This window comes from Shewanella sp. SM23 (genome assembly GCF_025654295.1).
In the GTDB taxonomy this organism is placed as follows: Bacteria; Pseudomonadota; Gammaproteobacteria; order Enterobacterales; family Shewanellaceae; genus Shewanella; species Shewanella oncorhynchi.
This window is the reverse complement of sequence record NZ_JAKKRM010000001.1, coordinates 424,170-448,864: the sequence shown is the minus strand read 5'-3', so window position 1 is coordinate 448,864 and position 24,695 is coordinate 424,170. Positions and strand designations below refer to the sequence as shown.

General features: G+C 45.4%; 16 protein-coding genes and 1 pseudogene. 11 read left to right on the top strand and 6 right to left on the bottom strand.

The features are described from left to right. Positions 1-360: 360 nt before the first annotated feature. Positions 361-513, bottom strand: coding sequence for a hypothetical protein (locus tag L5L98_RS01950; RefSeq protein WP_011846564.1), 153 nt, complete (start codon positions 511-513; stop codon positions 361-363). Between the two features lie 596 nt (positions 514-1,109). Between L5L98_RS01950 and L5L98_RS01945 the strand changes: the two genes are divergently transcribed. From L5L98_RS01945 to L5L98_RS01905, 9 genes are all read left to right on the top strand, one after another. Then, positions 1,110-1,952: a S1 RNA-binding domain-containing protein gene (locus tag L5L98_RS01945; protein WP_263138241.1), complete on the top strand. Its 843-nt coding sequence runs from the start codon at positions 1,110-1,112 to the stop codon at positions 1,950-1,952. Positions 1,953-2,085: 133 nt separating this feature from the next. Further along, positions 2,086-2,757 (top strand): YceH family protein, encoded by a 672-nt coding sequence (locus L5L98_RS01940; RefSeq protein WP_263138240.1) that lies wholly within the window; start codon positions 2,086-2,088, stop codon positions 2,755-2,757. A 175-nt stretch (positions 2,758-2,932) separates the two neighbouring features. Continuing rightward, positions 2,933-3,763, top strand: a complete 831-nt coding sequence (locus L5L98_RS01935) for an ABC transporter permease subunit (RefSeq protein ID WP_263138239.1) — start codon at positions 2,933-2,935, stop codon at positions 3,761-3,763. After that, the gene (locus L5L98_RS01930; protein ID WP_105252836.1) at positions 3,760-4,671 is read left to right on the top strand and encodes an ABC transporter ATP-binding protein; all 912 of its coding nucleotides are present in this window, start codon (positions 3,760-3,762) and stop codon (positions 4,669-4,671) included. Before L5L98_RS01935 ends, L5L98_RS01930 begins: the two co-directional genes overlap by 4 nt. Positions 4,672-5,011: 340 nt before the next feature. Next, positions 5,012-5,287, top strand: a complete 276-nt coding sequence (locus tag L5L98_RS01925) for an HU family DNA-binding protein (protein ID WP_006086318.1) — start codon at positions 5,012-5,014, stop codon at positions 5,285-5,287. 688 nt (positions 5,288-5,975) lie between these two features. Further along, complete coding sequence (locus L5L98_RS01920) at positions 5,976-6,590, top strand: MotA/TolQ/ExbB proton channel family protein (RefSeq protein ID WP_263138238.1); 615 nt, start codon at positions 5,976-5,978, stop codon at positions 6,588-6,590. Further along, positions 6,587-6,925, top strand: a complete 339-nt coding sequence (locus tag L5L98_RS01915; RefSeq protein WP_263138237.1) for a DUF2149 domain-containing protein — start codon at positions 6,587-6,589, stop codon at positions 6,923-6,925. The genes L5L98_RS01920 and L5L98_RS01915 overlap by 4 nt, the downstream gene beginning before the upstream one ends. Further along, on the top strand, positions 6,912-10,868 hold the full coding sequence (locus L5L98_RS01910) for a cobaltochelatase subunit CobN (RefSeq protein ID WP_263138236.1): 3,957 nt from the start codon (positions 6,912-6,914) through the stop codon (positions 10,866-10,868). The genes L5L98_RS01915 and L5L98_RS01910 overlap by 14 nt, the downstream gene beginning before the upstream one ends. Before the next feature lie 27 nt (positions 10,869-10,895). Further along, complete coding sequence (locus L5L98_RS01905) at positions 10,896-13,181, top strand: TonB-dependent receptor (protein WP_263138235.1); 2,286 nt, start codon at positions 10,896-10,898, stop codon at positions 13,179-13,181. Between the two features lie 99 nt (positions 13,182-13,280). Here the strand turns inward: L5L98_RS01905 and bioD are convergent, their stop codons facing one another. The 4 genes from bioD to bioB form a co-directional block, all read right to left on the bottom strand. Further along, positions 13,281-14,024, bottom strand: a complete 744-nt coding sequence (gene bioD, locus L5L98_RS01900; RefSeq protein WP_263138234.1) for a dethiobiotin synthase — start codon at positions 14,022-14,024, stop codon at positions 13,281-13,283. Positions 14,025-14,190: 166 nt separating this feature from the next. After that, positions 14,191-15,150 carry a methyltransferase domain-containing protein gene (locus L5L98_RS01895; RefSeq protein WP_263138233.1) on the bottom strand — a complete coding sequence of 320 codons (960 nt, stop codon included), beginning with the start codon at positions 15,148-15,150 and terminating at the stop codon, positions 14,191-14,193. Between the two features lie 64 nt (positions 15,151-15,214). Continuing rightward, positions 15,215-16,447, bottom strand: coding sequence for an aminotransferase class I/II-fold pyridoxal phosphate-dependent enzyme (locus L5L98_RS01890; protein ID WP_263138232.1), 1,233 nt, complete (start codon positions 16,445-16,447; stop codon positions 15,215-15,217). A 151-nt stretch (positions 16,448-16,598) separates the two neighbouring features. Next, positions 16,599-17,651 (bottom strand): biotin synthase BioB, encoded by a 1,053-nt coding sequence (bioB, locus tag L5L98_RS01885; protein WP_263138231.1) that lies wholly within the window; start codon positions 17,649-17,651, stop codon positions 16,599-16,601. A 124-nt stretch (positions 17,652-17,775) separates the two neighbouring features. Between bioB and bioA the strand changes: the two genes are divergently transcribed. Both bioA and L5L98_RS01870 read left to right on the top strand, forming a co-directional pair. Beyond that, positions 17,776-19,131, top strand: a complete 1,356-nt coding sequence (bioA, locus tag L5L98_RS01880) for an adenosylmethionine--8-amino-7-oxononanoate transaminase (protein ID WP_263138230.1) — start codon at positions 17,776-17,778, stop codon at positions 19,129-19,131. 379 nt (positions 19,132-19,510) lie between these two features. Then, positions 19,511-21,053, top strand: a pseudogene (locus L5L98_RS01870) (methyl-accepting chemotaxis protein). A 141-nt stretch (positions 21,054-21,194) separates the two neighbouring features. Here the strand turns inward: L5L98_RS01870 and L5L98_RS01865 are convergent. Beyond that, on the bottom strand, positions 21,195-24,635 hold the full coding sequence (locus tag L5L98_RS01865; protein WP_263138227.1) for a PAS domain-containing hybrid sensor histidine kinase/response regulator: 3,441 nt from the start codon (positions 24,633-24,635) through the stop codon (positions 21,195-21,197). Positions 24,636-24,695: the final 60 nt, after the last annotated feature.

Sequence of the window (24,695 nt, the reverse complement as noted above, 5' to 3'; positions counted from 1 at the left end):
CTTAATGCCGCAACGTCACGCTAGTGTAAGTGACATTGCTGCGATTTTCATTAATAGCGCAAGAGACAACGCATCTTAGCGCAATACATCGTATCATATTGAAGGGAAAGCTTATTCCCTTACTTCAGTAAAGCTATCTTTACTTGCCTCGCTTGCATTTATCCTCAGGCTAAAGGGCGCAAATACCGCCAAAAAGCCAAATAAGATCCTGAGTCGCATCCTTAAAACATCAAGCTAATAAGTAGCTTAAAGACGTTCAAAAGAGATTAAGACCTTCAGAAACCGATAACACAAGTAGAAAACGAAAACCGATAACACTGAACTAGCGAAAACGCCAAACCAGCTTATCGCTAGGCAAGATTATTTTAACAGGGGACTATTGGCTTCTTCGCGGCCAGAATTGATGCGGATCAACGTGAGATGCTTAAGGCCAGTATCATCGTATGGTACGACAATCGAGCGTTGGCATTGTGACACTTTTAGGCAAAGTGCAAAAAATGGATGCTTGTGCATTAGCTAATAAAAACCCTCTTAACCCCATGTAACCACATCTACTGTTAATTACACGGTTAATGACTGGTGAACCATAAAACCTTTATTACTCACGTAATATTTGTAATGTCTGCAACGAGCAAAGTCGTTGAACGGCGCAATTAAACCGCGCAATGTCACAGAATGCAAGCAAGAATCTCATTTAATCTTTTACATTAAAATATAATAAACACCTGCTTAACAATCACCCGCCACCCATTGATTTTAAATAGAGTAATATTAGTTAGTTAATCCATAAACGTCGTACAAGTCTGTTCAATATTTTTTATATCACCTTTGTCACTTTTATTGACATTTACCCCTGCAAATATCCCTGATTTTTGTGTGTCACTCAAGTGATGCAGATTTGCCAACATTAAGCGAAGCCAAACAACCAATATCACGGCGCCAAACCCCGCCACAAATCAGTGGTTCCTCCGAGACACAATACGTGGTCAAGCCTGCGCAGAGTGACGACTCACACGCTAAGATAAAGCTCAAAGACAATAATGCTGCAGTTTCAGCACCGAAGTGTATAATCGCAACCGAATCACATTCCATTATGCACAGAGAGATCCATGGTACAGATAGGTAAAACCTGCAAACTTGAGGTTGTAAAACAAGTCAGCTTTGGCGTGTATTTAAACGCCCACGAATTAGGGCAAGTACTGCTGCCAAACAAAGTCACCCCAAAAGACTGCCAAGTCGGTGATCTGCTTGACGTGTTTCTGTATCTAGATTCTGAAGATATCGTGATTGCTACCACGCGCCGTCCATTGGCACAGGTAGGCGAATTCGCCTACTTAAAAGCTGTCGCAACCGGCCCTTATGGCGCCTTTTTAGACTGGGGCTTAGATAAAGATTTATTACTGCCCTTCGGTGAGCAACATAAGCCTATTGAAGAAGGCCGCTCATATCTGGTCTATGTACACGCTAACCGCGCCGATGAACGCATCATGGCCTCATCAAAAATCGATAAGTTCCTCGATAAGACAGAGCCAGGGTACACAGTCGGTGAGCAGGTCGATTTATATATCGGCGGCACCACAGATTTAGGCTACAAAGCCATTATTAATCATGCCCATTGGGGCGTGATTTACGAAAACGAAGTGTTCCAAAAACTGCGTTTCGGCCAAAGACTCAAAGGTTTCATCAAACAAGTGCGCCGCGACGGCAAAATCGATCTTGTGCTGCAACAAGGCAGTAAACAAGAATTAGATAAGCATGCCCACATCATTCTGATCAAACTCAAACAGGCTGGCGGCTTCTTAGCCCTGACCGATAAAACCGATGCTGAAATCATTTACGATCAGCTTGGTATGAGTAAAAAAGCCTTCAAAAAAGCCATAGGTGGCTTATTTAAGAATGGCCAACTGAGCATAGATAATGATGGTTTGCGTTTAACTGAAACAGCAGAATAATCAACTCTATTCAGGACTTAGCGTTAAAATTGTACAGTTTACCGCCACTAAGGCAGAGTTTGACTGACAACTCCTAGGATATTAAGCATGGCTCTGTTATAAACAAAGCCATGCTTTTTTCTTTGGAGCTTATATGGAACTCACGTTACACGAAGCCAGAGTCATCGGATGCCTGCTTGAGAAAGAAATCACCACCCCCGAGCAATATCCACTCTCGCTAAACTCATTGACCTTAGCCTGCAATCAAAAAACCAGCCGCGAGCCCGTACTCGAACTCAGTGAAACCCAAGTGCAAATCGCCGTTGATTCCCTAAATCGGAAACGTTTGATCAGCGAACAGTCGGGATTCGGCAGCCGCGTCGTTAAATACAAGCACAGATTCTGCAATACCGAATTCAGCGAACTTCAACTGTCCCCCGCCGCACTCGCCATCGTCTGTTTGTTGCTATTACGTGGCCCACAAACACCGGGAGAACTTCGGACCCGCAGCAACCGCCTACACGAATTTAAAGACGTGATCGACGTGGAAGATTGCATCCGCCAATTAATGAGCCGTGAAAAGCCCTTCTTAAAACAATTACCCAGAGAAGCTGGTCGCCGTGAATCCCGTTATGTGGAATTATTCTCTGCAGCGTCATCGCACGAAAGTGCTAGTCAATCCCATAGCACAAGTCATCCCTTAGCCCATGTCGCTGTATCTGTAGACGCAGAGCCGCTTGAATTAGTGAACAGAGTGACAGAGCTTGAACAACAAGTCGCCGAACTGACGCAAAAGCTCGATGAATTAATCGCCTCATTGAGCTAATTAGCGATAGATAATGACTGATAAATACCGATGGATAATAAGTGCTATGTGAGCAACATGGCACTTATGGACCAATCCACTGTCTACCCAAGGGTGAGAAACTGAACCGCACCAACATAGTCGCGCCAAGCACCATAGCCCCTGAACCTAGCGCAAAAAAGAATAGAGACAGCACATGACCAATAATCCACCCAGCAGTTTCAACAACATGTTTATTATCGCCATGTTTGAACTGCGCAAATTTTTATTTAATACCCGCGGGATCATCGCCTTGGTCGCCTTTGGTTTAGTTTGGGGTGTACTTCTGCTTTACCCCATTCAAAGTGCATCGGCCATGTTATTGCAGCCCAATGTAAAAGATATCATCGACAGCTTATTTGGTGCCAATACCCTCAATGTGCTCTTTGAGTGGCCCGTGGCCGAAATGGCAGTGTTTTGGTGTTTTGCGCTGTATTTGTTTCCACTGTTCAGTATTCTTATCGCCGCCGATCAGTTCTCATCGGATAAAACCCGCGGCACGCTGCGCTTTTTAACCATACGCACTAGCCGTGACAGCTTATTGTTCGGCCGTTTTCTCGGCCAAATTCTGATCCAAGGTTTACTGATCCTATTAACGATTATCGCCACTGTCGCCCTCGCGCTCAGCCGCGACAGCCAACTGATTTTATCTGCGTTAACGTCTGGCGCCTTAGTGGGCCTTAACCTCATCATAGTGATCTTGCCCTACACGGCTGTGATGACTTTATTGTCCCTGTATGCGCGCACGGCACGCCAAGCTATGGTGTTTGCCACCATTTTATGGACGGTGATTTCCATCACTATCGTGGTGTTAGCGAATCAATCTAGCCTACTAGCACAACTCCAGTGGGTATTACCCGGTGCTCAACTGTCGGACATGCTCAATACCAATGGACTCAATAGCTTAGTCTATGCCCCTATTCCACTGTTACAAACCGCTGTGGCCCTCTTGCTCGGCAGAATTTATATGCAAAGGAGCTCGCTATGAGTCTGATCCAATGCCAAGGGCTGTCGAAGCTTTACGGCAGCAAAAAGGCGCTGAATGATGTGAGTTTCAGTCTTGAAGCGGGTGCCCCCATCGCCCTTGTCGGTCCCAATGGCGCGGGTAAAACCACGCTTTTTAGCCTGTTATGCGGCTATTTATCACCCAGCTCTGGAACCATAACCCTACTCGGTGAAGCCCCCAATAGCCCTAAACTCTTAGGCAAGATTGCCGCTTTACCCCAAGATGCAGTGCTCGATCCCAACTTGACGATTGTCAGCCAGTTAATATTTTTCGCTCGCCTGCAGGGCATGAACCTAGAGCAAGCAAAGCAAGAGGCACTGCGCGTGTTGGCCTTGGTCGATCTAATTGATGTTGCCGAGCAAAAACCGCCTAGCCTTAGCCACGGTATGAGTAAACGTGTATCGATTGCGCAGGCGCTGATTGGCTCGCCAGAATTAGTATTATTAGATGAACCGACAGCGGGACTCGACCCTGCCAATGCAAAAAAAGTCCGTGAACTGGTTAAAGCCTTATCACCCACCACAACTTTTATGATCAGCTCCCATAATCTCGATGAGCTCGAAAAGCTGTGCGATCAAGTGTTGTATTTAGATAAAGGCCAACTGAGTCAAGCGGTGTCAATGCATGCGTCGACCGACAGCGATTACCTGACGTTAACCATGCAAAACTGTGACAGCGATGCATTGCAAGCGGAAGTGGCAAAACTGGCGGGAGTGGTGAACATCAGCTCAAAACAAAGCAATGTGTTTATTATCCAGCTAGACACAAATACAGAAAAAGCGCACAACAGTGATATTGAGATGCGCCTATTCGCCCTCTTCAATCAGCATCAATGGCAATACAAGATGCTGCTGAAAGGTCGCACTCTGGAAGAAACACTCTTTTCATAGGCAAGCGTTAAAAGGGATTTCTCATCACCCAACGGTTGAATAGTGTTCAATCCATAGCCTAAGCGCAATACGCCTTGCGCTTAGGCCTTTTAACTAAGGTTTTAAACTAAGGCTTTCAATAAGCCTTTAAATTAAGTCAGTCACTTCGCCCAGTAAAATCAGCCCACCACTCAATCCGACAAACTTGTACTTACTTTAGCAACACACAATCACCAAAAGCTTCACAAGCCTGTCAATAAAACACCAATCAACCGCGCTGAGCTTGCTATGGCTTTCAATCTCGGGACGAGCTTGTTATAACTCCCCTTCGATTGAACCTAAGCTGACTTCAGAGGTTTCTATGAACAAAGCACAACTTATCCAACGTATTGCCGCCGAGCTCAATGCATCGCAAGCGAGCACTAAACCTGTGGTTGAGCAGATACTGCAACAGATCCACGTCGCATTGAGCGAAGGCGAGAAAATTTTCCTGCCACAATTTGGCACCTTTGAACTCAGATACCATGTCGCTAAAACAGGGCGTAATCCACAAACGGGCGAAGCCATAGAAATCGACGGTTACAATCAGCCCAGCTTTAAAGCCTCAACCGCATTGAAGCAGCAAATCAATCGCTGATATCGCCTAAAACTCACCAGAACTTACCGTAATAAGGAAACAAAGCCCAATTCGTAACCTGATCGCTTGCAAAGAACGATCAATCACTGCGGACTTGGGCGTGAATTATTTAGAGGCTGTTTTCGTGTGTATCAATGGTTTTTCAGACTTTTAGCCCGCCGAAGGGAAACGGCTTATTTCCGCAGTTCTTAAGCCCGAAATTATGCTAAAACGGCTACAAACAACTTTAATGATAACGTAAAAAGAGGCAAAGAATACCTTGACAAAAACAGTATTTAATTAACTAAAGAATATTTCTCAGAGTAAATTCAAATCACCATAACTACGTGAGTTTTATTGTAGATTTTATCCCCAAATTAGTTACTTATATTACCAATCTAAAAAGCCATAATGATGCAAATCTGAGATGAATCACCAATGATTCTGTACAAAAATAATCCTACTGTATATTAATCCCTAGAAAATATTTAAATTATATTTAGGTAAATAATACTTTGAGTGTAATTTTTTTGTGATCGGCTAGGTAGTTTTAATCAATGCCTTAAGGAATAATGACGGCCATATCTAAGTGCGACATTTTTCTGTGACTCGAGTTACATTCAATTTTTTGACACCTATGTCCAACTCACTAATTCAGTATTCTTCACAAATAAATTAAGAGTACACCCTTTTTAATAAGGAAAAGCTAATGCAAATAATGGTTATGACTGAGGGATTTTTAGTTACGGTCGCCACCCTATGTTACTACCCAGTAAAACTCGGATTAGTCGCAATGGTACTCTACGTGGTTTTACTGGCCGGTAATCTACTCCGAGAATATCTAAATCGTAGGCAAGGTGAACACCCTCTGATTGAAACTTTCCGTCATAAATTAGGCCATGTCATCCAAGACACTCAACAAAAATATTTAGATCTAGAACTCGAAAAATTAATACAACAAACAGAACATTTAGCAAATACGAATATTGAACGTCTTCGTTTTATCGTACGTGCCGCACCAGGGATTGGACTGATGGGAACACTTATTCCTATGGGAATAGCGCTCGCTGCCCTTGCACAGGGGAATATGCCTGAAATGGCCGGAATGATGGTTAACGCATTTAATTCTGCCATTGTTGGATTAGGAACAGGCGTCATTGCTTTTGCGCTAGCGTTAGTCAAAGAACGCTGGATAAATAACGACAAGAATGAAATACGTTACCTTGCAGAACTAGCATCGATCGACCACACATCAATTTGTTCACAAACGCCCCTCACTTCAAATCCAATCAACGAAACGCATGCAATAGAGGGCTCACTATGAGTCTGAAATTTATGCGAAAGAACATGTTAACTTCACACCGTGAAGATATAGACCCCTTAGCAGGTATCGCTAACTTATTTGATGCCAGTATTGTTGTGATTGTCAGCATGATGATCGCACTCTTTACCACTTTTAATTTACTTGGGCTAATGGATGAAAAATCCCAAGTCACTATTACGACTAAAAATGCCCAAGGAGAAATGCAAATTGTCAGCAAACAAGGGGCTGAGATAAAAGTACAAAAAGTAACCAAAACGGAGTTGAGTGGTGAAGGTGTAAGGCTAGGTACAGCCTTTCAATTAGATGATGGCCGAGTGGTATATGTTCCAGACTAAATTTCATAGAACGTCATTCACCTTATTCCTTTGTGTATTTTTGCTATCAGTCACTCACCTTGCATGGGGTAAAACAACGCGTGTCAGTTTATTGCTGGGTGATAGTTCACTACGACAATCCACCTCAGTTGTAAAAGATATTTACTCAGAATTTGATGTAATGACGGATACTGATATTCGTATTTACTCGAGTACTAAGTTAAGCGAGCAAGATTTAAGTCATCTTCGCCAGTCAGATTTAATTATCATACAAACGATTGGAAGAAATCTAATAAACCATGTGCAACTCGATCTACAACAGGCTATGAAAAATGGTGCCAAAGTATATGCGTTTGGCTCTAGTATTAATGAAACCGATAAAAATGCTGGAATTATTGAGGATCCCCAAATCCAGCAGTATTTTGTTAATGCTGGAGCAAATAATATCCGTAATGGATTGCTTTACGCACTTAACCAAATAGGGATTAATCTGCCCTATCAGCCACCTGAAACTGTACCTGAAATAGGTTTATATCATGCAGGAACGGGGACTGTTTATGCTGATTTTGATCGTTTTAAGCAAGATTATCATCAATACAAACCTGGTAAACCTTGGATTGGATTCGTGGTTTATCAAAGTAATATTATTGCAGGCAGTACATCCCATATTGATGCAGTAATTAACGCTCTGGAGAGTCGGGACCTAAACGTGATGACGGTATTTGGTTATCCTGCACAGGTTCCCATCGAGCGCTATTTTTTCGACGACCAAGGCCATTCAAGGGTAGAAGTCATTATTGCTGCAAGCATAAAAATTGGCGTCACTCCAGAGATACTGACACCATTATTTGAACGCCTCAATGTTCCAGTGATTAATGCCATTTCATTGTTTTCAACATCAATCGAGGACTGGGAGGCTTCATCGGTTGGGATGGATATTACCGAACGCTCTTGGCAATTAGCCATGCCAGAAATGGCGGGGTTAATACAACCTACCGTATATGCTGCTAAACAGATGATACAAGATCCTCAATCTGGCATGACTTATATAGAAGAGCAGCCCATACCAGAACGCGTTGCCATGTTGGCAAACAGAGTCAAACGATGGGTAACCTTGCGTCAAAAACCTAATTCAGAAAAGCGCATTTTTCTGCAGTATTTTAATTTTCCTCCTGGACGAGACAATGTTGGCGCCGCATACCTTAATGTGTTGCCGCAAAGCATTTGGCAAGTGGTTAAACGCCTCGAGCAAGAAGGATATAACATCCAAAACCTTCCTAAGGAGCCTTCACTATTACGCCAAGATATTCTCAAATATGGTGCCAATATCCCCAGTTGGGAGCAATCACAAATTGATACTCTCGCCGTCTCAGGCGAGCCCGTACTTTTACCAATATCGACCTATCAACAGTGGTTTTTAGCATTGCCACAGTCAGCACAGGAAATGGTGACAAATACTTGGGGAAGTCCAGAAGAAAGTAACGCTATGACCTATAAAGACAGTGCAGGAATTGCATACTTTGTTTTACCTGTACGCCGCTATGGTAATGTCCTACTTGGACCACAGCCCTCCAGAGGAAAAACTGAAAATCCTGAAAAACTCTATCACGACCTAAAATTTCCACCATCACATCAATATATTGCGTTTTACCTTTGGCTCCACAAAGTCTTTAAAGCTGATGCGATGTTCCAATTTGGCACACACGGCACCCATGAGTGGCTGCCAGGCCGAGAGGCTGGTATGAATATCACAGATGCACCTGAATATCTCATTCGAGATCTGCCAAACTTTTATAGTTTTATCATGGATAATGCAGGAGAAGGTACAATTGCAATGCGTCGTGGTATGGGCATTATGATCACCCATTTAACCCCACCCATGGATCGCACCTCCTTAAACCCTGAACTACAAACCCTGAAAGGACTGATCGAAAGTTACCAGCGCGCGCGGCAACAAAACCCACAATTAGCAGAATCACAGATTAAAGAAATTGAGCTACAGGCAGAAAAACTCGGGATTTTACAAGATTTGGGTAAAGCCCCCACTGCAATTGATGCAAAGGCATCAACTTTAATCACTCAGGATAATGAGTCATCCCATCAACTCATTGAGGATATTCATCATTATCTTGAAGAAATTTCAGACCGTATTAATCCGATGGGACTGCACAGCTTTGGTGTCTCTCCAACTGCTGACCAAATCCAAAAAACAGCGCAAGCGATTCTATCAATTGAACCCACTTTAGATAAACAGCAGTACAAACAACGCATAGAACAATTATCTTCAGCCATTTCAGCTAGCGCTAAACAAGAACTCGATGCTCTTATTGCTGGTTTTTCAGGCCAGTACATTCCAGCAGGCGTAGGGGGGGATCCACTGCGTAATCCAGATGCGTTACCCACTGGACACAATTTTTACTCCTTTGACCCACGCCGAATTCCAGCTAAATCAACCTATGAAATAGGTAAAAAGCTCGCAAATCAGCTCATTGAGGACTATCGACAACGCCATAACGAATACCCTAAAAAGTTAACCTTTACCCTTTGGGGCGTTGAAACTATGCGTAATGAAGGAGTTCAAGAAGCGCAGATCATGTATTTGCTCGGCATACGCCCTAGCTACGATGAAAGAGGTATAGTGCGTGGCGTTGAAGCCATACCGCGTGAAGAATTAGGCAGACCTCGAATTGATGTCACTGTGATCCCATCCGGATTACATCGGGATCTCTTTGCTAATGTGGTTACCCTACTAGATCAAGCATTTACTCTTGCCCAAGCACAGGATGAGCAGGATAACCAACTACGTATCAATACGATAAAAACACAAGCTATGCTTGAAGCCAAAGGAGTTGAAACCACCTTAGCCACCAGAATGGCCGCGGTTAGGCTATTTTCCGTTCCCTCTGGAGCCTATGGCACAAACTTGGAAAGCGCGATAGATCGTTCTGATACTTGGGATAACGAGCAGACGCTGACAGAGATGTACTTTAATCGAATGAGCCATCTCTATGGACAAGGCTTTTGGGGAGAATCGGGGGCTCAGACTGAAACAGACGAATCCTCCCAAGTTGGGCAAATGCTACTCAAAAATGCCTTATCGGGAACCGCCATCACTGTTCATGCTCGCTCAAGTCATGTATTTCAAGTCCTTGATGGTGATGATCCCTTTGCATCCTTTGGTGGTGTATCCATGGCCGTCAGAGCCGTAGATGGCACAAGTCCAGAGGTGATGATAAGTAACCTTGCTGATCCAAATCAAGCCCAACAAGAAACCCTAGAACGATTTATGGGACGCGAATTACGCTCTCGCTACCTTAATCCTGAATGGATAAAAGCAATGCAAACAGAGGGCTATGCTGGCGCTAAGTTCATTAATAGTGTGATTCAGAATATGTGGGGATGGCAGGTCACAGTGCCAGAAGCTGTCGATGCAAGTAAATGGAATGATATGTACCAAACCTATGTACAGGATCGCTATCAATTAGACATGGAAGAGTTTTTCCGTGAATCTGAAAATTTAGGGGCATACAAAATGATGATGTCCCGCATGCTTGAAGCCGTTCGAAAAGGTTATTGGCAAGCCGATGCTGAAACCGTTAAAGATCTGAGTGAGCGCATCACCAAGCTGGCAGAAGAACAAGGTGTTCTTTGTGATAGCCAAGGATGTGAAGATCCCATTTTAGAAAAACTGATCCAGGCAAAATTAGTGTCAGCCCCTAAATTAACGCCACAGCCAATGATGCCTGCGCCACCAATGCAGTCAAGCAAAGCATCACCTGAAGCGCTCAAAAAGCCGAATGAGGCAACAAAAGCCATCCAAGGATATGCCATCGAAGAAGTCAATTTGACGCATCCAACTGAACAGCAAAGTACCTCAGTTTGGCTACATTGGCTTAGCTACCTGTTGTTGTGCTTAGCCTTTATCTTTGGTTTCAACCGATACCCTAAAATAATGACCCCTTAAAAATTATAATATTTCAAGGAGATATTAATGTATCAAGGCCACATAGCTCATATTCCTTATCCTTTAACTGTACTAGCACTCTTTCTTGCTTCTGCGGGTATACAAGCACAAGCATCAACCCCAAAAGAGACCGATGAAATGGAGATCATCGTAGTTTCAGCAACACGTACTGCACAGGATATTAAATCCTCCCCTTCCGCCATCAATGTGATCACGGAAGAAGATATCCAAGGAATGACACTCTTTACCATTGATGAAGCCTTAGGAAAAACCGCAGGTGTAATGGACCGACGTACTAAAGGATTTATGGAAACCACTCCGTCACTCACGATACGGGGATTAAGTAATGCACGGGATACATTAGTGTTAGTCGATGGTGTTCCCCAAAATGATTCCCGCAATGGGCAAGTCAACTGGACGATGATCGACAGTGAAAATGTGCAGCAAATTGAAGTTGTACGCGGACCATTTTCTAGCCTTTATGGAGGCAACGCCATAGGCGGTGTCGTCAATATTTTTACCAAAGTCCCCGACGAAAACAGTTTTTCAATGAAGCTGGGGATAGGTGGTTCAGCTGATAGTATCGCCCCTGAAAATTTTCACGATCAAGCCTTACAAGGTACCTTAAAAATACTGGATTCCGTCGCATTAGGCGCAAACTACCGCAAGCGTGAAACCGATGGTTATCCAACGACCCACGTTAATGCTTCAGATGCTGTTATTGATAAACTTCCCGAAGGCGTTACAGGTTGGCTCCCCTACACAACCAACATCGGTGGAAAAAGTAATCTTATTGGTGATATGGGGGATAACTGGTTCAATGATGAAACCTACGGCCTTCGATTAACTTACACCCCATCAGATGATACTCGTCTAAACCTTAGCTACGCTAACTCAGACTCAGTATATGGTTATGATCAGCCCCATAGCCTACTACGCACCACCGAAGTCACAGAATCAGGCAAGGTCGATAGCATTCCAACCTATGGCAATATCCCCATGACTACTTGGCTAAATGGCGCATTGTTTGCTCGGGGGGGGAGTACAACACAAACTAATACAGGATTGAATTTGAGTACAAGCTGGGATCAAATCAATTTACACATCTCAGCTGGGCATATTAGTAAAGAGACTACGACAATTATTGCAGGACTCACAACCGCCAGTGCCGGACATGCACCTATGAATCCGGTCACCTTTGAGGGTGGAGATGGTCGGCTAGCACCTGCAACTGAAAGCACCAGAAAAAGCATTGATGTTCAGCTAGATATGCCCCTAGGCGATAACCATACACTAGTGCTCGGGGTTGCGACAAACGAAGGTGATGTCACTGAAGAGCGTTGGAGCTTAAGCAATTGGACAGACCCAACGTCCAAAGTATTTATGTCTGCGGACACCACAGCCAAAGACCAAATACGTTCTTTTTATATCCAAGATGCTTGGCAACTGAATAATGAGTTCACTGTCTATATCGGTGCCAGACAAGATTGGTGGGAAATGCGCGGTGGAGAATCTCACTCCTACACTCAAGCAGGTGGAACGGGCAGTATTACCTATGACAAGGTAACAGACTCCCCTATCAGTCCTAAAATATCAATGGTTTATAAACCCAGTACCGATACCAGTTACCGCGCCTCTCTAGGCAAAGCTTTTCGAGCGCCCAATTTGTACGAGTTTTTTGGTACCGCAAGTCTAGGAGGAAATATCTATGTCGGTAACCCTGATTTAAAACCAGAGACATTGGTGTCATGGGAGTTGGGTGTTGACCACAGTTTTCAAAATAATATCAATGCGATAGCGACGATTTACCGTTCCGAGATTAATGATCGAATTGCAACTCAAACGGTTGATGGTATCAGTATGCCTCAAAACGTCGCAGAGGCAGAAATTCAAGGAATCGAGTTAGAACTCAAAGGCACATGGCACTACGGTTTAGGTTGGTCAGCCAACTACACTTATACGGACAGTGAAGTCACCCAAGACCCCAATCTGAATGTTGTCGGTAAAGCACTCCCCCATACCCCAAAAAATATGTACAACTTGAACCTGAATTGGCGCCAAGGCAGTTGGTATATTACTGCAAATCATAGCTATCAAAGTAAGAGATTTACGAATGTAACCAATACTGATGTCGTGACTCATGTGCCAGGTTCAACAGACTCTTTTATGTTAACCGATGTAAAAACCACTTATTTTGTTTCCGACAACATCACAGCTTCATTAGGGATCAATAATTTATTCAATGAACAATACAACCAGTTTTATCTCAGTCCGGGACGTTTTTGGTTTGCAGAATTACGGCTAAGTTATTAGGCTTATCTTAATTTTCATACTGTTAGCAAAAGGTCAGGTATGACCTTTTGCTAAATACAACTCGCATAACACTAACAGCAACATGCCAAGCCACTCCCGTTAATGAGCTTCAGGGATAACCCGTTTTAGTAATGCTTCACAATGTAAAAAATTCGCGGCATTATCAGCCGAGGGATCCTCGAGAAATGGCACACAACCGAGGAAAGGTGCCGTCATCATCTCTTTAAGGCTCGTCAGATTCTCCTCAAACATACTCATATTCGGGTCGACACGATTAGCAACCCAGCCTGCAATCTTAAGCCCATCGGCCAATATCGCCTCTTGAGTCAGCAATGCATGATTTAAGCAGCCGAGTTTCATGCCAACCACGAGTATCACTGGCAGTTCTAATCTCTGTACGACTTCCGAAAGATACCTGCCATCACCTAAGGGTAAACGCCAGCCTCCCGCGCCCTCAATCAAGCAAAAATCCGCTTGAGCAAATGCCACTAAATCTAAACTTTCAATAATAGCTTCAGGCGCTAAACTCACGCCCACTTGGGCGGCGGCAATGTGCGGTGCAATCGCAGGTTCGAAGGAAAAAGGATTGATGAGTGGATAAGCCAATTTTAACGATGATGACGTCATCAGCTGTAACGCATCGGCATTACGCAATCCTTCAGAGGTTTGCGCGCAGCCCGAGGCGATGGGTTTAACACCTAAAGTCAACATAGTGTTGGCTGCAAGAATACTCACAGCGGAGTCAGCATTGGCTATGAGCCCTAAACGATTCACAGCGGTTAATAATGCCGCCGAAACCAAAGTCTTACCGCTATCGGTATCTGTACCTGTTACAAAATACATATTAGATCCTTATCTGTTGCTATGAGTTGTGCTTTGTTAAGCACACTCTCCATAAGCTAAATGTCCATATAGCTAACGATCTCTATACGTAATGTTAAAAATCCAACGTTTTCTAGATATTAGTGCTAATTGATAATGCCATGACTAAAGGCATAATATGTGAACTTTAAAACCTGCGCCGAGCACGTATTTGAACTATCTGGTAGGTTAAAGGCAAACCTTCGGGTAAACGTAGCGATTCAGCTTTGGCCTGCATGGCCTGCCAATCTTGACGACCACGCAGCCGTGGAGTGAATTCTGAAGCACTCACTGTTGAACCTGAAACCCGAGTTGTTGAACTGGCGACATGTACAGAAGCCCCCACACCTTTAATTGAATAGAGTAGTGCCTTAAGAGTGTCAAAATACACTGTCATAGGGACGAGTTGCACTTCAAGTAATTGCCATGTATCGAGTTTAAATGCAGCCTTGAGTGCTTGCATCGTCGAAAAGTCATTCACTCTTAACCCTAATTCAGCTAATTGATTCAAACTCCCCTGCGCTACTAGGCTCAAATGACACTCGCCGTTCGGCTTAAGTACCCGCGCCATTTCGGCTACCGCAGCAGGAAAATCAGCACACCATTGCAGGGCTAGATTAGAGTAAATAACATCCATGCTGCCATTGGTAAAAGGTAAACACTGCGCATCGGCACATACGCCATGATAATCGGGATAAGACTGTTTTAGCTTTTGTAGCATGCCAAGGGCAATATCCACGGCAAATACTGTTGTGGATGAATTTTGCGTAGAGAGATCTGCTGGTTGAGAGACACTGTGATACCCAGAAAAATCCGTGCCTGGGCCTGCCCCTATGTCTAACAGATAACCTGCTGCCGAAAACTCACTGAGTAAACTGGCAGCGCTCAGGCGTTGTAATTGATTATGATCTTGGTAACTATGGGCCGCTGCGGAAAAACGTTCAGCAATTTGAGTCCCGTGCACATTGGACACAGTCCCCGCGAGAACGCCCCCATAAGAAACGCCCGCATTAAGCTCACTCAGCTTAAGATCGCAAGAAATAAACTTGTTTGACTCATGAGCAAACTCACTACAGCTTGGATCACTAGACTTTATCAGGCTTGGCATTTTAACTAACACTCAACCATAAAAACTTAACATTCAATAAAATAACGCGATCTATAGGGTACATTTATCTGTACTCATCGGCAGATTCTCGTTCACTGACAAGCGGAATACCAATACGACTGAGCACTTGGGCTAATTGCTCAACACAAGCAGCAATATCTTCAGGGCTATGGGTCGCCGTTAAGGTAATGCGTAACCGCGCCGACCCTACAGGCACCGTCGGCGGGCGAATCGCCCCAACCCAAATGCCCGCGGCTCTTAACGCTTCGGCGACTTGCAGGGTTTGCTGCGCATCGCCAATGATCAACGGCTGAATTGCGGTATCCGAACCTAAAAGGGGCACGGCAGTATCGAGGCATAACTGTTTGAATAGCGAAATATTCTCAAGCAGCTTTTGCTGTAACTCAGGATGTGCAGTGCAGTACCGAGTCGCGGCTAACGCTAATGCGGCATTGGCGGGCGATAAGGCGGTCGAATAAATATATTCGCGGGCATTACTGACCAAAAAGTCGATCAGCGCCTGACTCCCCAAAACCGCTGCGCCTTGGCAACCTAATGCCTTACCAAAGGTCACCACTTGCACATCGATAAGCTTGGCGGCTTTATCTCTTACATCACTATTTTGATAGCCATCGAGCACCGCAAAACCATGGGCATCATCAACAATCAACCAAGTATTTTGTTGACGACAAAGCGCCGATAACTGCACGATCGGCGCACAATCCCCGTCCATGCTAAACACGCTTTCTGTGATTAACGCCGATGCGTGATTTCGAGTTAGAAGCCGCTCAGCACTCTCAAGCGAATTGTGTAAAAAACGTTTAAGCTGCGTGCCACTATCTTGTAAACCATCGATAATTGAGGCATGCACAAGTTTATCGGCAATCACAGTATCTTGCTGATCAAACAAGGTTTTCATTAACGCCGTATTGGCACTAAAGCCCGAGCAGAATAATAATCCCGCTTCATGCCCCGTTAAGGCGCAGAGTTCACGTTCAAGTGTAACATGCGCATCACTGTACCCTGTCACTAAGGGCGATGCGCCACTACCCACACCGTAGGTCTGCGCGCCAAGGTGCAGCGCTTCAACCAACTCAGGAACGCGGGATAAGCCTAAATAATCATTACTGCTAAAATTAACATAGGATCGCCCTTCGAACACAAAGCGCGGGCTCGAAGTGGGTGCGTTAATATCAAAGCTGTGATCAACACTCAACATTTTACGTTGCCGTAATAAACCTTGCTCACGTAAGGCTTGCTGACGGGCGGCAATTTTCATCTCGAGCAGAGAACTCATCGATTTAGCCTCAAGAATGATTGTCTTAAAAATGCTGCTTGAAAAATGGAGTGCGGCCAATAAAGCTATCGGCCGCAATCAAAATAGGCTGCAGCCAACAAGGTTTACAGGCTATTCGACCTGTTTGTCGGACAACATGCACTCAGTGGTATTACAAAGCAGCCGCGTCATAGAATTGTGCCGATGACTTATCTTGATAGGCCGCCGCTTTGGCTAAAACAGCACTTTCTTCTTCCAGTTTTGCCGCGGCGCCCTGCTCGGGACGTAAGCCTAAACGTCGAAATAGCCCCATATCATCGCTTTCTTCTGGGTTTGGTGTGGTCAGCAATTTACAACCATAGAAAATCGAGTTAGCGCCAGCAAAGAAACACATGGCCTGCAGCTCATCACTCATATTTTCGCGGCCTGCCGATAACCGCACGCGGGAAAGCGGCATTAAGATACGCGCCACGGCGATAGTACGAACAAATTCGAGTGGGTCGAGGTCGTCAAGCTTCTCAAACGGCGTACCGGCCACTTTGACTAACATATTGATTGGTACTGAATCAGGATGCTGCGGTAAATTAGCCAGCTGTTGTAGTAAGCCTGCGCGATCCGTCGCCTTTTCACCCATGCCGACAATCCCGCCCGAGCACACTTTCATGCCAGAAGCGCGCACATGTGTCAGTGTATCTAAACGATTTTGATAGGTACGTGTCGTGATCACATCGCCGTAATATTCAGGCGAAGTATCTAAATTATGGTTGTAATAGTCTAAGCCAGCACTGGCTAAATCGTTCGCCTGCTCTTCCGACAGCATGCCAAGCGTCATGCAGGTTTCCATACCTAAGGCTTTAACTTCTTGCACCATTTGTTTAAGGTACGGCATGTCTTTTTCTTTTGGATTACGCCAAGCAGCGCCCATGCAGAAACGAGAGGCACCCGCGGCTTTAGCACTGCGTGCCTCGGTCAGCACAGTTTCCATCGCCAGCAAACGCTCTTTTTCTAGACCTGTGTCATAACGGGCGCTCTGTGGGCAATATTTACAATCCTCAGGGCAAGCACCGGTTTTAATCGATAACAAGCGGCTAATTTGCACTTCATTAGGATCGTACACTTCACGGTGAATGCTGTGGGCTTTAAATAACAAATCATTCATCGGCAGCGCAAATAAGGCTTCGATTTCTTCCCGCTTCCAATCATGACGAACTTGCAACTGCGACATTGAACACCCTTTTTATTCTGTTTTTTTATCTTGGCTAGGATAACCTCAGCCCTTAAACTGTCAACGCCAACCAGTGAACCCAGTTTACTAATGGCTACTTTATCACCAAAAAAAGTGAGCATTTATGCGCAATTTACTCGATTTTGACTTTGATAGCGCCCATATTTGGCATCCTTACACCTCAATGACCCGATCTCTTCCTGTTTTTGGTGTACATAGTGCAAAGGGCTGCGAGCTTGAACTCGTCGATGGCCGCAAGCTGGTCGATGGCACTAGCTCGTGGTGGGCCTGCGTGCACGGCTATGCACATCCCAAGATATTAACCGCGATGGAAAAACAGTTGCATCAACTGAGCCATGTGATGTTTGGCGGTATCACCCATGAACCCGCCATTGAACTGTGTAAAAAACTTATCGCTATGACCTGCGAACCGCTAACAAAGGTCTTTTTGTGCGACTCTGGATCTATCTCAGTCGAAGTGGCAATTAAAATGGCGCTGCAATATTGGCAAGGTCAGAGTTGGCAAGGGCGAAGTGTACATGGAGAAGAGCGACCGCTAAAACAACGCATTCTTACCGTTAAGAAGGGTTACCACGGCGATACCTTTGCCGCGATGAGCGTATGCGATCCCGAAGGCGGCATGCACACTATGTTTGGCGATGCAGTAACCAAGCAATCATTTGTGCCCGCGCCACAAACCGCCTTTGGCGAAGCCTTACAAGCCGATGATTTAACCGCAATGCGCGACATATTAAGCATTAATCACCATGATATTGCCGCAGTGATTATAGAGCCGATAATGCAAGGCGCTGGCGGTATGCGTTTCTACAGCGCAGATTATTTAACAGGTCTTCGTGCCCTATGTGATGAATTTGATGTCCTACTGATCTTAGATGAAATCGCCACTGGCTTTGGTCGAACAGGCAAGCTTTTTGCCCATGAACACGCCAATATTACCCCTGATATCTTATGTTTAGGCAAAGCGCTGACGGGCGGTTATATCAGCCTAGCGGCAACGCTATGTACCGATAAAGTTGCCCAAGGAATCAGCCAATCTCCCGCTGGCGTGTTTATGCATGGTCCGACATTTATGGGCAACCCGCTGGCCTGCGCGGCGGCGTGTGCGAGCTTAGACTTAATCAATCGCAATGAATGGCAAGCGCAAGTGGCCGCTATCGAGCAGCAAATGCGCTTAGAACTTAACGATGCGATTGATTTGCCGAGCGTAAAAGATGTGCGAGTGCTCGGCGCAGTGGGCGTGTTAGAGATGCACGAACCCGTCAATACCGCAGAGTTACAGCAGCAATTTGTCGATTTAGGCGTCTGGGTGCGCCCCTTCGCCAACCTTATCTATATCATGCCGCCCTATATCATTAGCTCAGCACAATTAAGCCAACTCACCAGCGCGATGAAGCAAGTCGCAGCAGGTATTAGCGCGGTATCAAAAAGTCTTGAGCCGCAGCTTATCAGCCACGGTTGATGCTTTAACACTTGACCATCTTTTAGCTTAACGCTCTTTCAACTCAATAAGCCTTTAACGTCGAATAAACGAACCCCTGCGCACTGTGCGCTAGGGGGGCGAACTGCTTGGCTTATATCAGACTCAGCAGCCCTTCCCTTGTTCGAATCTCGCATTCTCTCGATAGATAAACGCGCTAAGGTTGCAATTGCAATATTGCTCACAATTTCCATTAAAACTCTGTAATTTAGTGCATTTATTTAATCCGCCAACTGGAAATTTTATCAAAGCCAACGATGCTTATATCACTCACTTTACACAACATATCTTTCGCCAAAAGCTGACAACAACTTGAGCAGAGGGAATGGCTTAAATCGCTACACAAAGAAAAGGAGATCATATGTTCAAACTCGCTGACATCCCCGTTAATCGAAAACTCGCACTACAGCTCATTATCGCCCTCGCAGGTGCCTTAATTTTACTCACTATTTCCGTCACAGCCCTAAAGCACAACCTGATGGCAGAGCGTGAAGCACGACTTAATGCCGTATTGTCCCTCGCCAGCAGCCGTATCCAAGCGTTGTCGCAATCGCTGCCCCAAGATCAAGCACAGCAAGCCGCTAAAGACATGTTGAACGACATGCGTTTTGATGGTGATAACTACTTGTTTGTGATTGATGAATCGAGGCGAAGAGAATTATTGGTTCGAAATGGTCGAACTCGGCCGTGATGGCAAACAAGGATTAGTCGAATACCGCTGGACGACGGCGAATGGCAAATCAGCGCAAAAAATCTCACTTGTCATGGGATTTAAACCTTGGGGCTGGATCTTAGGCTCAGGTATGTTACTCCAAGATATCGAAGCTACCATTTGGAATGAATACCTCACCATGGGAGGCATTACATTTTTCATTATTGTGCTTATGGCTTGGCTAGGTTATGCCATTAGCCGCTCTATTACTCAGCCATTGGATGATGTGAATCTGGCTATGCTCGCCATCACAAAAGGTGATTTAACGACTCAGCTAAAAATCTATGGTAAAGATGAACTTGGCATCTTAGCCCACAATATAAACCAAAGCATAGACTCCATTCGTAGCACTTTACTTCAAGCGAGTCATAGCGCTGACAATGTTGCACAGGCCTCGGCTCGGATCGCCTCAACTGCAGAGGAAACCAATCAAGCGGTAAATAATCAGCGGGATCAACTCGCCCAACTTGCCACAGCCATGAATGAAATGAGCGCCACTATCGCCGATGTCGCGAATAATGCGGAGAGCACAGCCAAAGATACCAAAGAAGCCACTTGGGAAGCAGGCCTTGGCGACCAAGATGTTCACGCCAGCGTAGATGGTATTCATGCTCTTGCCAAAGAAGTGGAGCAAGCGACGGATCAAGTGAATATGCTTAAAGAGGAAGTCATGCAGATCAGCGAGGTCACCTCTGTGATCAGCGCGATTTCAGACCAAACCAACTTGCTGGCACTGAATGCCGCCATTGAAGCCGCCCGCGCTGGCGAACAAGGGCGAGGGTTCGCTGTAGTCGCCGATGAAGTGAGGCAACTTGCCAGTCGCACTAGGCAATCGACCGAAGAAATTCAAAACACGATTTCATTATTGCAACAACGGGCCGTGAGCGCCGCTAAGGCAATGGATGCAAGCCGTGCACTGGCAGAAAACAGTGTGAGTCAATCGGCAAAAGCGGGGAAAGATTTATCGCTTATTGTTGCTCATATAAAACATGTGAGTGACATGGCAACCCATATCGCCACCGCCGCAGAAGAACAAAGTGTGGTCGCAGAAGACATGAACAGAAACGTGTGCGGGATTAATAACTCAGCGCTCGAAGTCTCTGAATCGGCAACTTATTTGGCTCAAGAAAGTGAAAGTTTGGCCGAATTATCACTGAATTTAAACAATAAACTGGCCGTATTCAAACTCTAGTCATGTATTTAGTTACACCCGCAAACCTGTGTCAAGCCGTTTAGCCAAGATAAGCCGCATAAAAAACTACGCGATTATCTTGGCATTTCGTTAAACGTGCCGACGTCACTAAACTCATGTTACCTAGCACGTATACCAAGCTTATTTTACCAAGCTAGAAATCAAGGCACGTAGCGCGGCAGGTTTTATCATTTTCGCCATATAGTGATAGCCGCGGCGTTGCACATCTTCCACCAACTCTTTGCGGGTATTAGCGGTGATCAAAATACCGGGTAAATCTTGTCCATAAAGCGCGCGAATACCGTCCATCGCATCGACGCCATTTTGGCCATCATCTAAATGGTAATCCGCGAGCACAATATCAGGCGCGACGCCTTTCAGTCCTAGTTTAATGCGTGCATCAGATAAATCTTTTGCACAGATAACCTCACACTGCCAGCGGCTTAATAAGCTTTCTAATCCAGCTAAAATGGCCTCTTCGTTGTCGATACACAACACTTTGATACCCGATAACGGCTGCAGCAGCGACGGTAACGCTTTCACTTGTGGCTGACGCACTGTTTCTCCAAGCGGAACACAAATGGAGAAGACCGAGCCGCGCCCTAAATGGGATGAAACCTGAATACCGTGTTCTAACACTTTACTAATGCGATCAGCAATCGCCAGACCTAAGCCCAAGCCGCTAACATTGTTGCTCTTAGGATTATTCAACCGCTTAAATTCTTTGAAAATTTCTTGGGTTTCTTTTTCATCAATACCACAACCCGTGTCTAACACTTGGATTTCAAGGTAATGACCTCGATGACGACAACCAAATAACACTCTGCCACCGCGAGCATAACGGTAGGCATTCGTTAAAAAGTTTTGCAGGACACGCCTTAACAGCGAAGGATCGGAATTAACGGTTGCGCTGCATGGGATCATCTTAAAACGAATTTGGTTATCCGCCGCCATCGCTTCAAATTCAACGGATAAGCCATTGATCAGTTCTGAAATCGCAAAGTCACGGCGATTAACATCCACCATGCCAGAATCGAGTTTAGAAATATCCAGCAGATCGGTGAGCAACTCGCCGGCAATTTTTAGCGAGCTATTCACATGGGATAAGGTGGTTCTGGCCTCACGATCTAGATTGGGATACTGAGATAACGACGCAGTGAATAATCGCGCAGCATTAAGTGGCTGCATTAAATCATGGCCGACGGCGGCCAAGAAGCGACTCTTAGAAGCGTTAGCGATTTCTTCCTGCGCTTTAGCCTCCAGTAACTCACTGTTTAACATAGCCAATTCATAGGTACGTTCGTTAACACGGCTCTCTAAGGTTTCATTGGCCTCAAGCAGCGCGCGCTCCTGTTCGCGATACTGAGTAATGTCGGTAAAGGTCATCACAAAGCCGCCATCTGGCATAGGATTTCCCTGAATTTTTATCACTTTACCGTCCCTGCGATGGCGCTCAGAAGTGTGCGGCGTGCCATTACGCATATGCTGCACCCGCTGCTCAACCTGCTGTTCTATTTCCCCTTCACCACAATAACCCCGCGCCGCATTAAAGCGGATCACTTCACTGATCGGCATGCCCTGCTGCAAAAATCCATCGGGATATTGATACAGCTCCACATATTTGTAATTCCATGCCACAAGATTGAGATCGTTATCGATAACACTCATGCCTTCATAGGCGTGTTCAATCGCGCCGCGCAACATGTCTTGGCTGAGCATGATTTTCGATGAGGCTTCATCGACCAGACTAAAGACTTCATCCAGCGCTAAATCGCGCCCTTGCAGCACGGAATCCATCACTAGCGCTGCGCTTGAAGCGCCGAGCACCCCCGCCAATAAACGTTCAGTGTGGGAAATCAACTCCGGCGGCGCCGCTTTATGCCAACTATCACTTTTTACCGCATCAATCGAGAAACGGCTAAAACTCTCATAGGCGCGTGTTGGGCTAACGAAGCGACTCGCCAGTATCAGTAAATCTTGCTGTGAAATCGGACCATTTTTCTTATTAGCGCTGTTTTTCAATTTGCCAGGGCTCACAAAAGCACTGGCCTGAATACGCTCAGCCACACCGGCTCTAAACCAAATAGAACCCAAAATATAACAGGCGATATTGGCAAAAAGAGCCGTCAGCGCATCACGCACATTGGGCGTTATCGCATCTAGCAGGCCTTTCTCGCTCGCGACACTAGACAAGAACGCCGATGAACTTTGCACATCGGTCATGCCCTGCAACATGATGTAGAACCACAGCGAAAAGCCCACGCCGAGTCCTAAAAATACCCCAGCACGATTGCCGTGTTTCCAATAGAGTCCACCAACTAAAGCTGGCGCGAGTTGGGCAAAAGCCCCAAAAGACAACATGCCTAAATGGGACAAGGAATCACTGTCTGATAATGCCAAATAGCTGCCATAGCCTAAGCCAAGAATAATCACGATCGCCAAGCGGCGGGCATTAAGTAACAGGTGCGAGAACTGACTGAAGTTTTTCTCGCGGATATGACCCGTGCGCAGCATCACTGGCACCAGCCATTCGTTACTTACCATCACACTGATAGTCACCACCGCGACTATCACCATGCCGGTTGCCGCCGAAAGTGTGCCCAGCAGTGCAATCACCGCCAGCAAAGGTTGGTCTAAGGCGAGTGGTAGATTAATCACATAGGTATCGGCCGACACAGAATCGCCGAGGATAATTTTCCCTGCTAAAGCGAGCGGTCCAACGAATAAACCAAAAAGCGCTAAATAGATGGGAAATAGCCAACGTCCTTTCGACAGCACAGACTCATCGGCGCATTCCACCACCATCACATGGAACTGCCTTGGCATACACAAAAACGCCGCCATTCCGACGAGTAACTCAGGCATTAAAGCTTCAATACGTGGATTGGGATAATTAATTAGTGACTGCGCACTGGCCTGCTGCCAAATATCCCCAAAACCATCGAACACTCCGAAACTGATGACGATGCCGACCAACAAAAATGCGGCAAGTTTCACCAGAGACTCAAAGGCAATCGCGAGCATCATGCCGGGATTATGCTCGGTCGCATCGAGTTTGCGAGTACCAAATAAAATGGCAAATATGGCTAACAGCGAAGTGATCAGTAACGGAATCGTCACGCCATCGAGGGGATCGTCAGCGGGTTGAAACAAATTAAGGCTGAACACCATCGCCTTAAGCTGCAGGGCGATATAGGGCATGATGCCAAACAAGGCAATTAAGGTGACTAAAGCGGCTAAGGTTTGAGATTTACCATAACGGGCGGCAATAAAGTCGGCCACGGAAGTGATATTTTGCGCCTTAGACACTAATACCATCTTGCGTAACATGCCAAAACCTAAAGTAAAAATCAGAATAGGCCCGATAAAAATCGGTAAAAAAGACCAAAAATCCTTAGCAGATTGCCCAACTGTGCCTAAAAAACTCCACGAGGAGCAATAAACCGCTAAGCTCAGACCATAGATCACGACCTGAAGCTTTTTAGTGATCTGAGTAAACCAACGCTCCGCCCCCCAAGCCAATAGGAATAAAAGCGAGACATAACAGACGGCAATAACGGCGACGACTAAGGTTAAATTCATACTTTGCTCTTTTTTCTGATTATTGTGCGATAAAACCTGTCTAAAATCTAGCCGGATTTT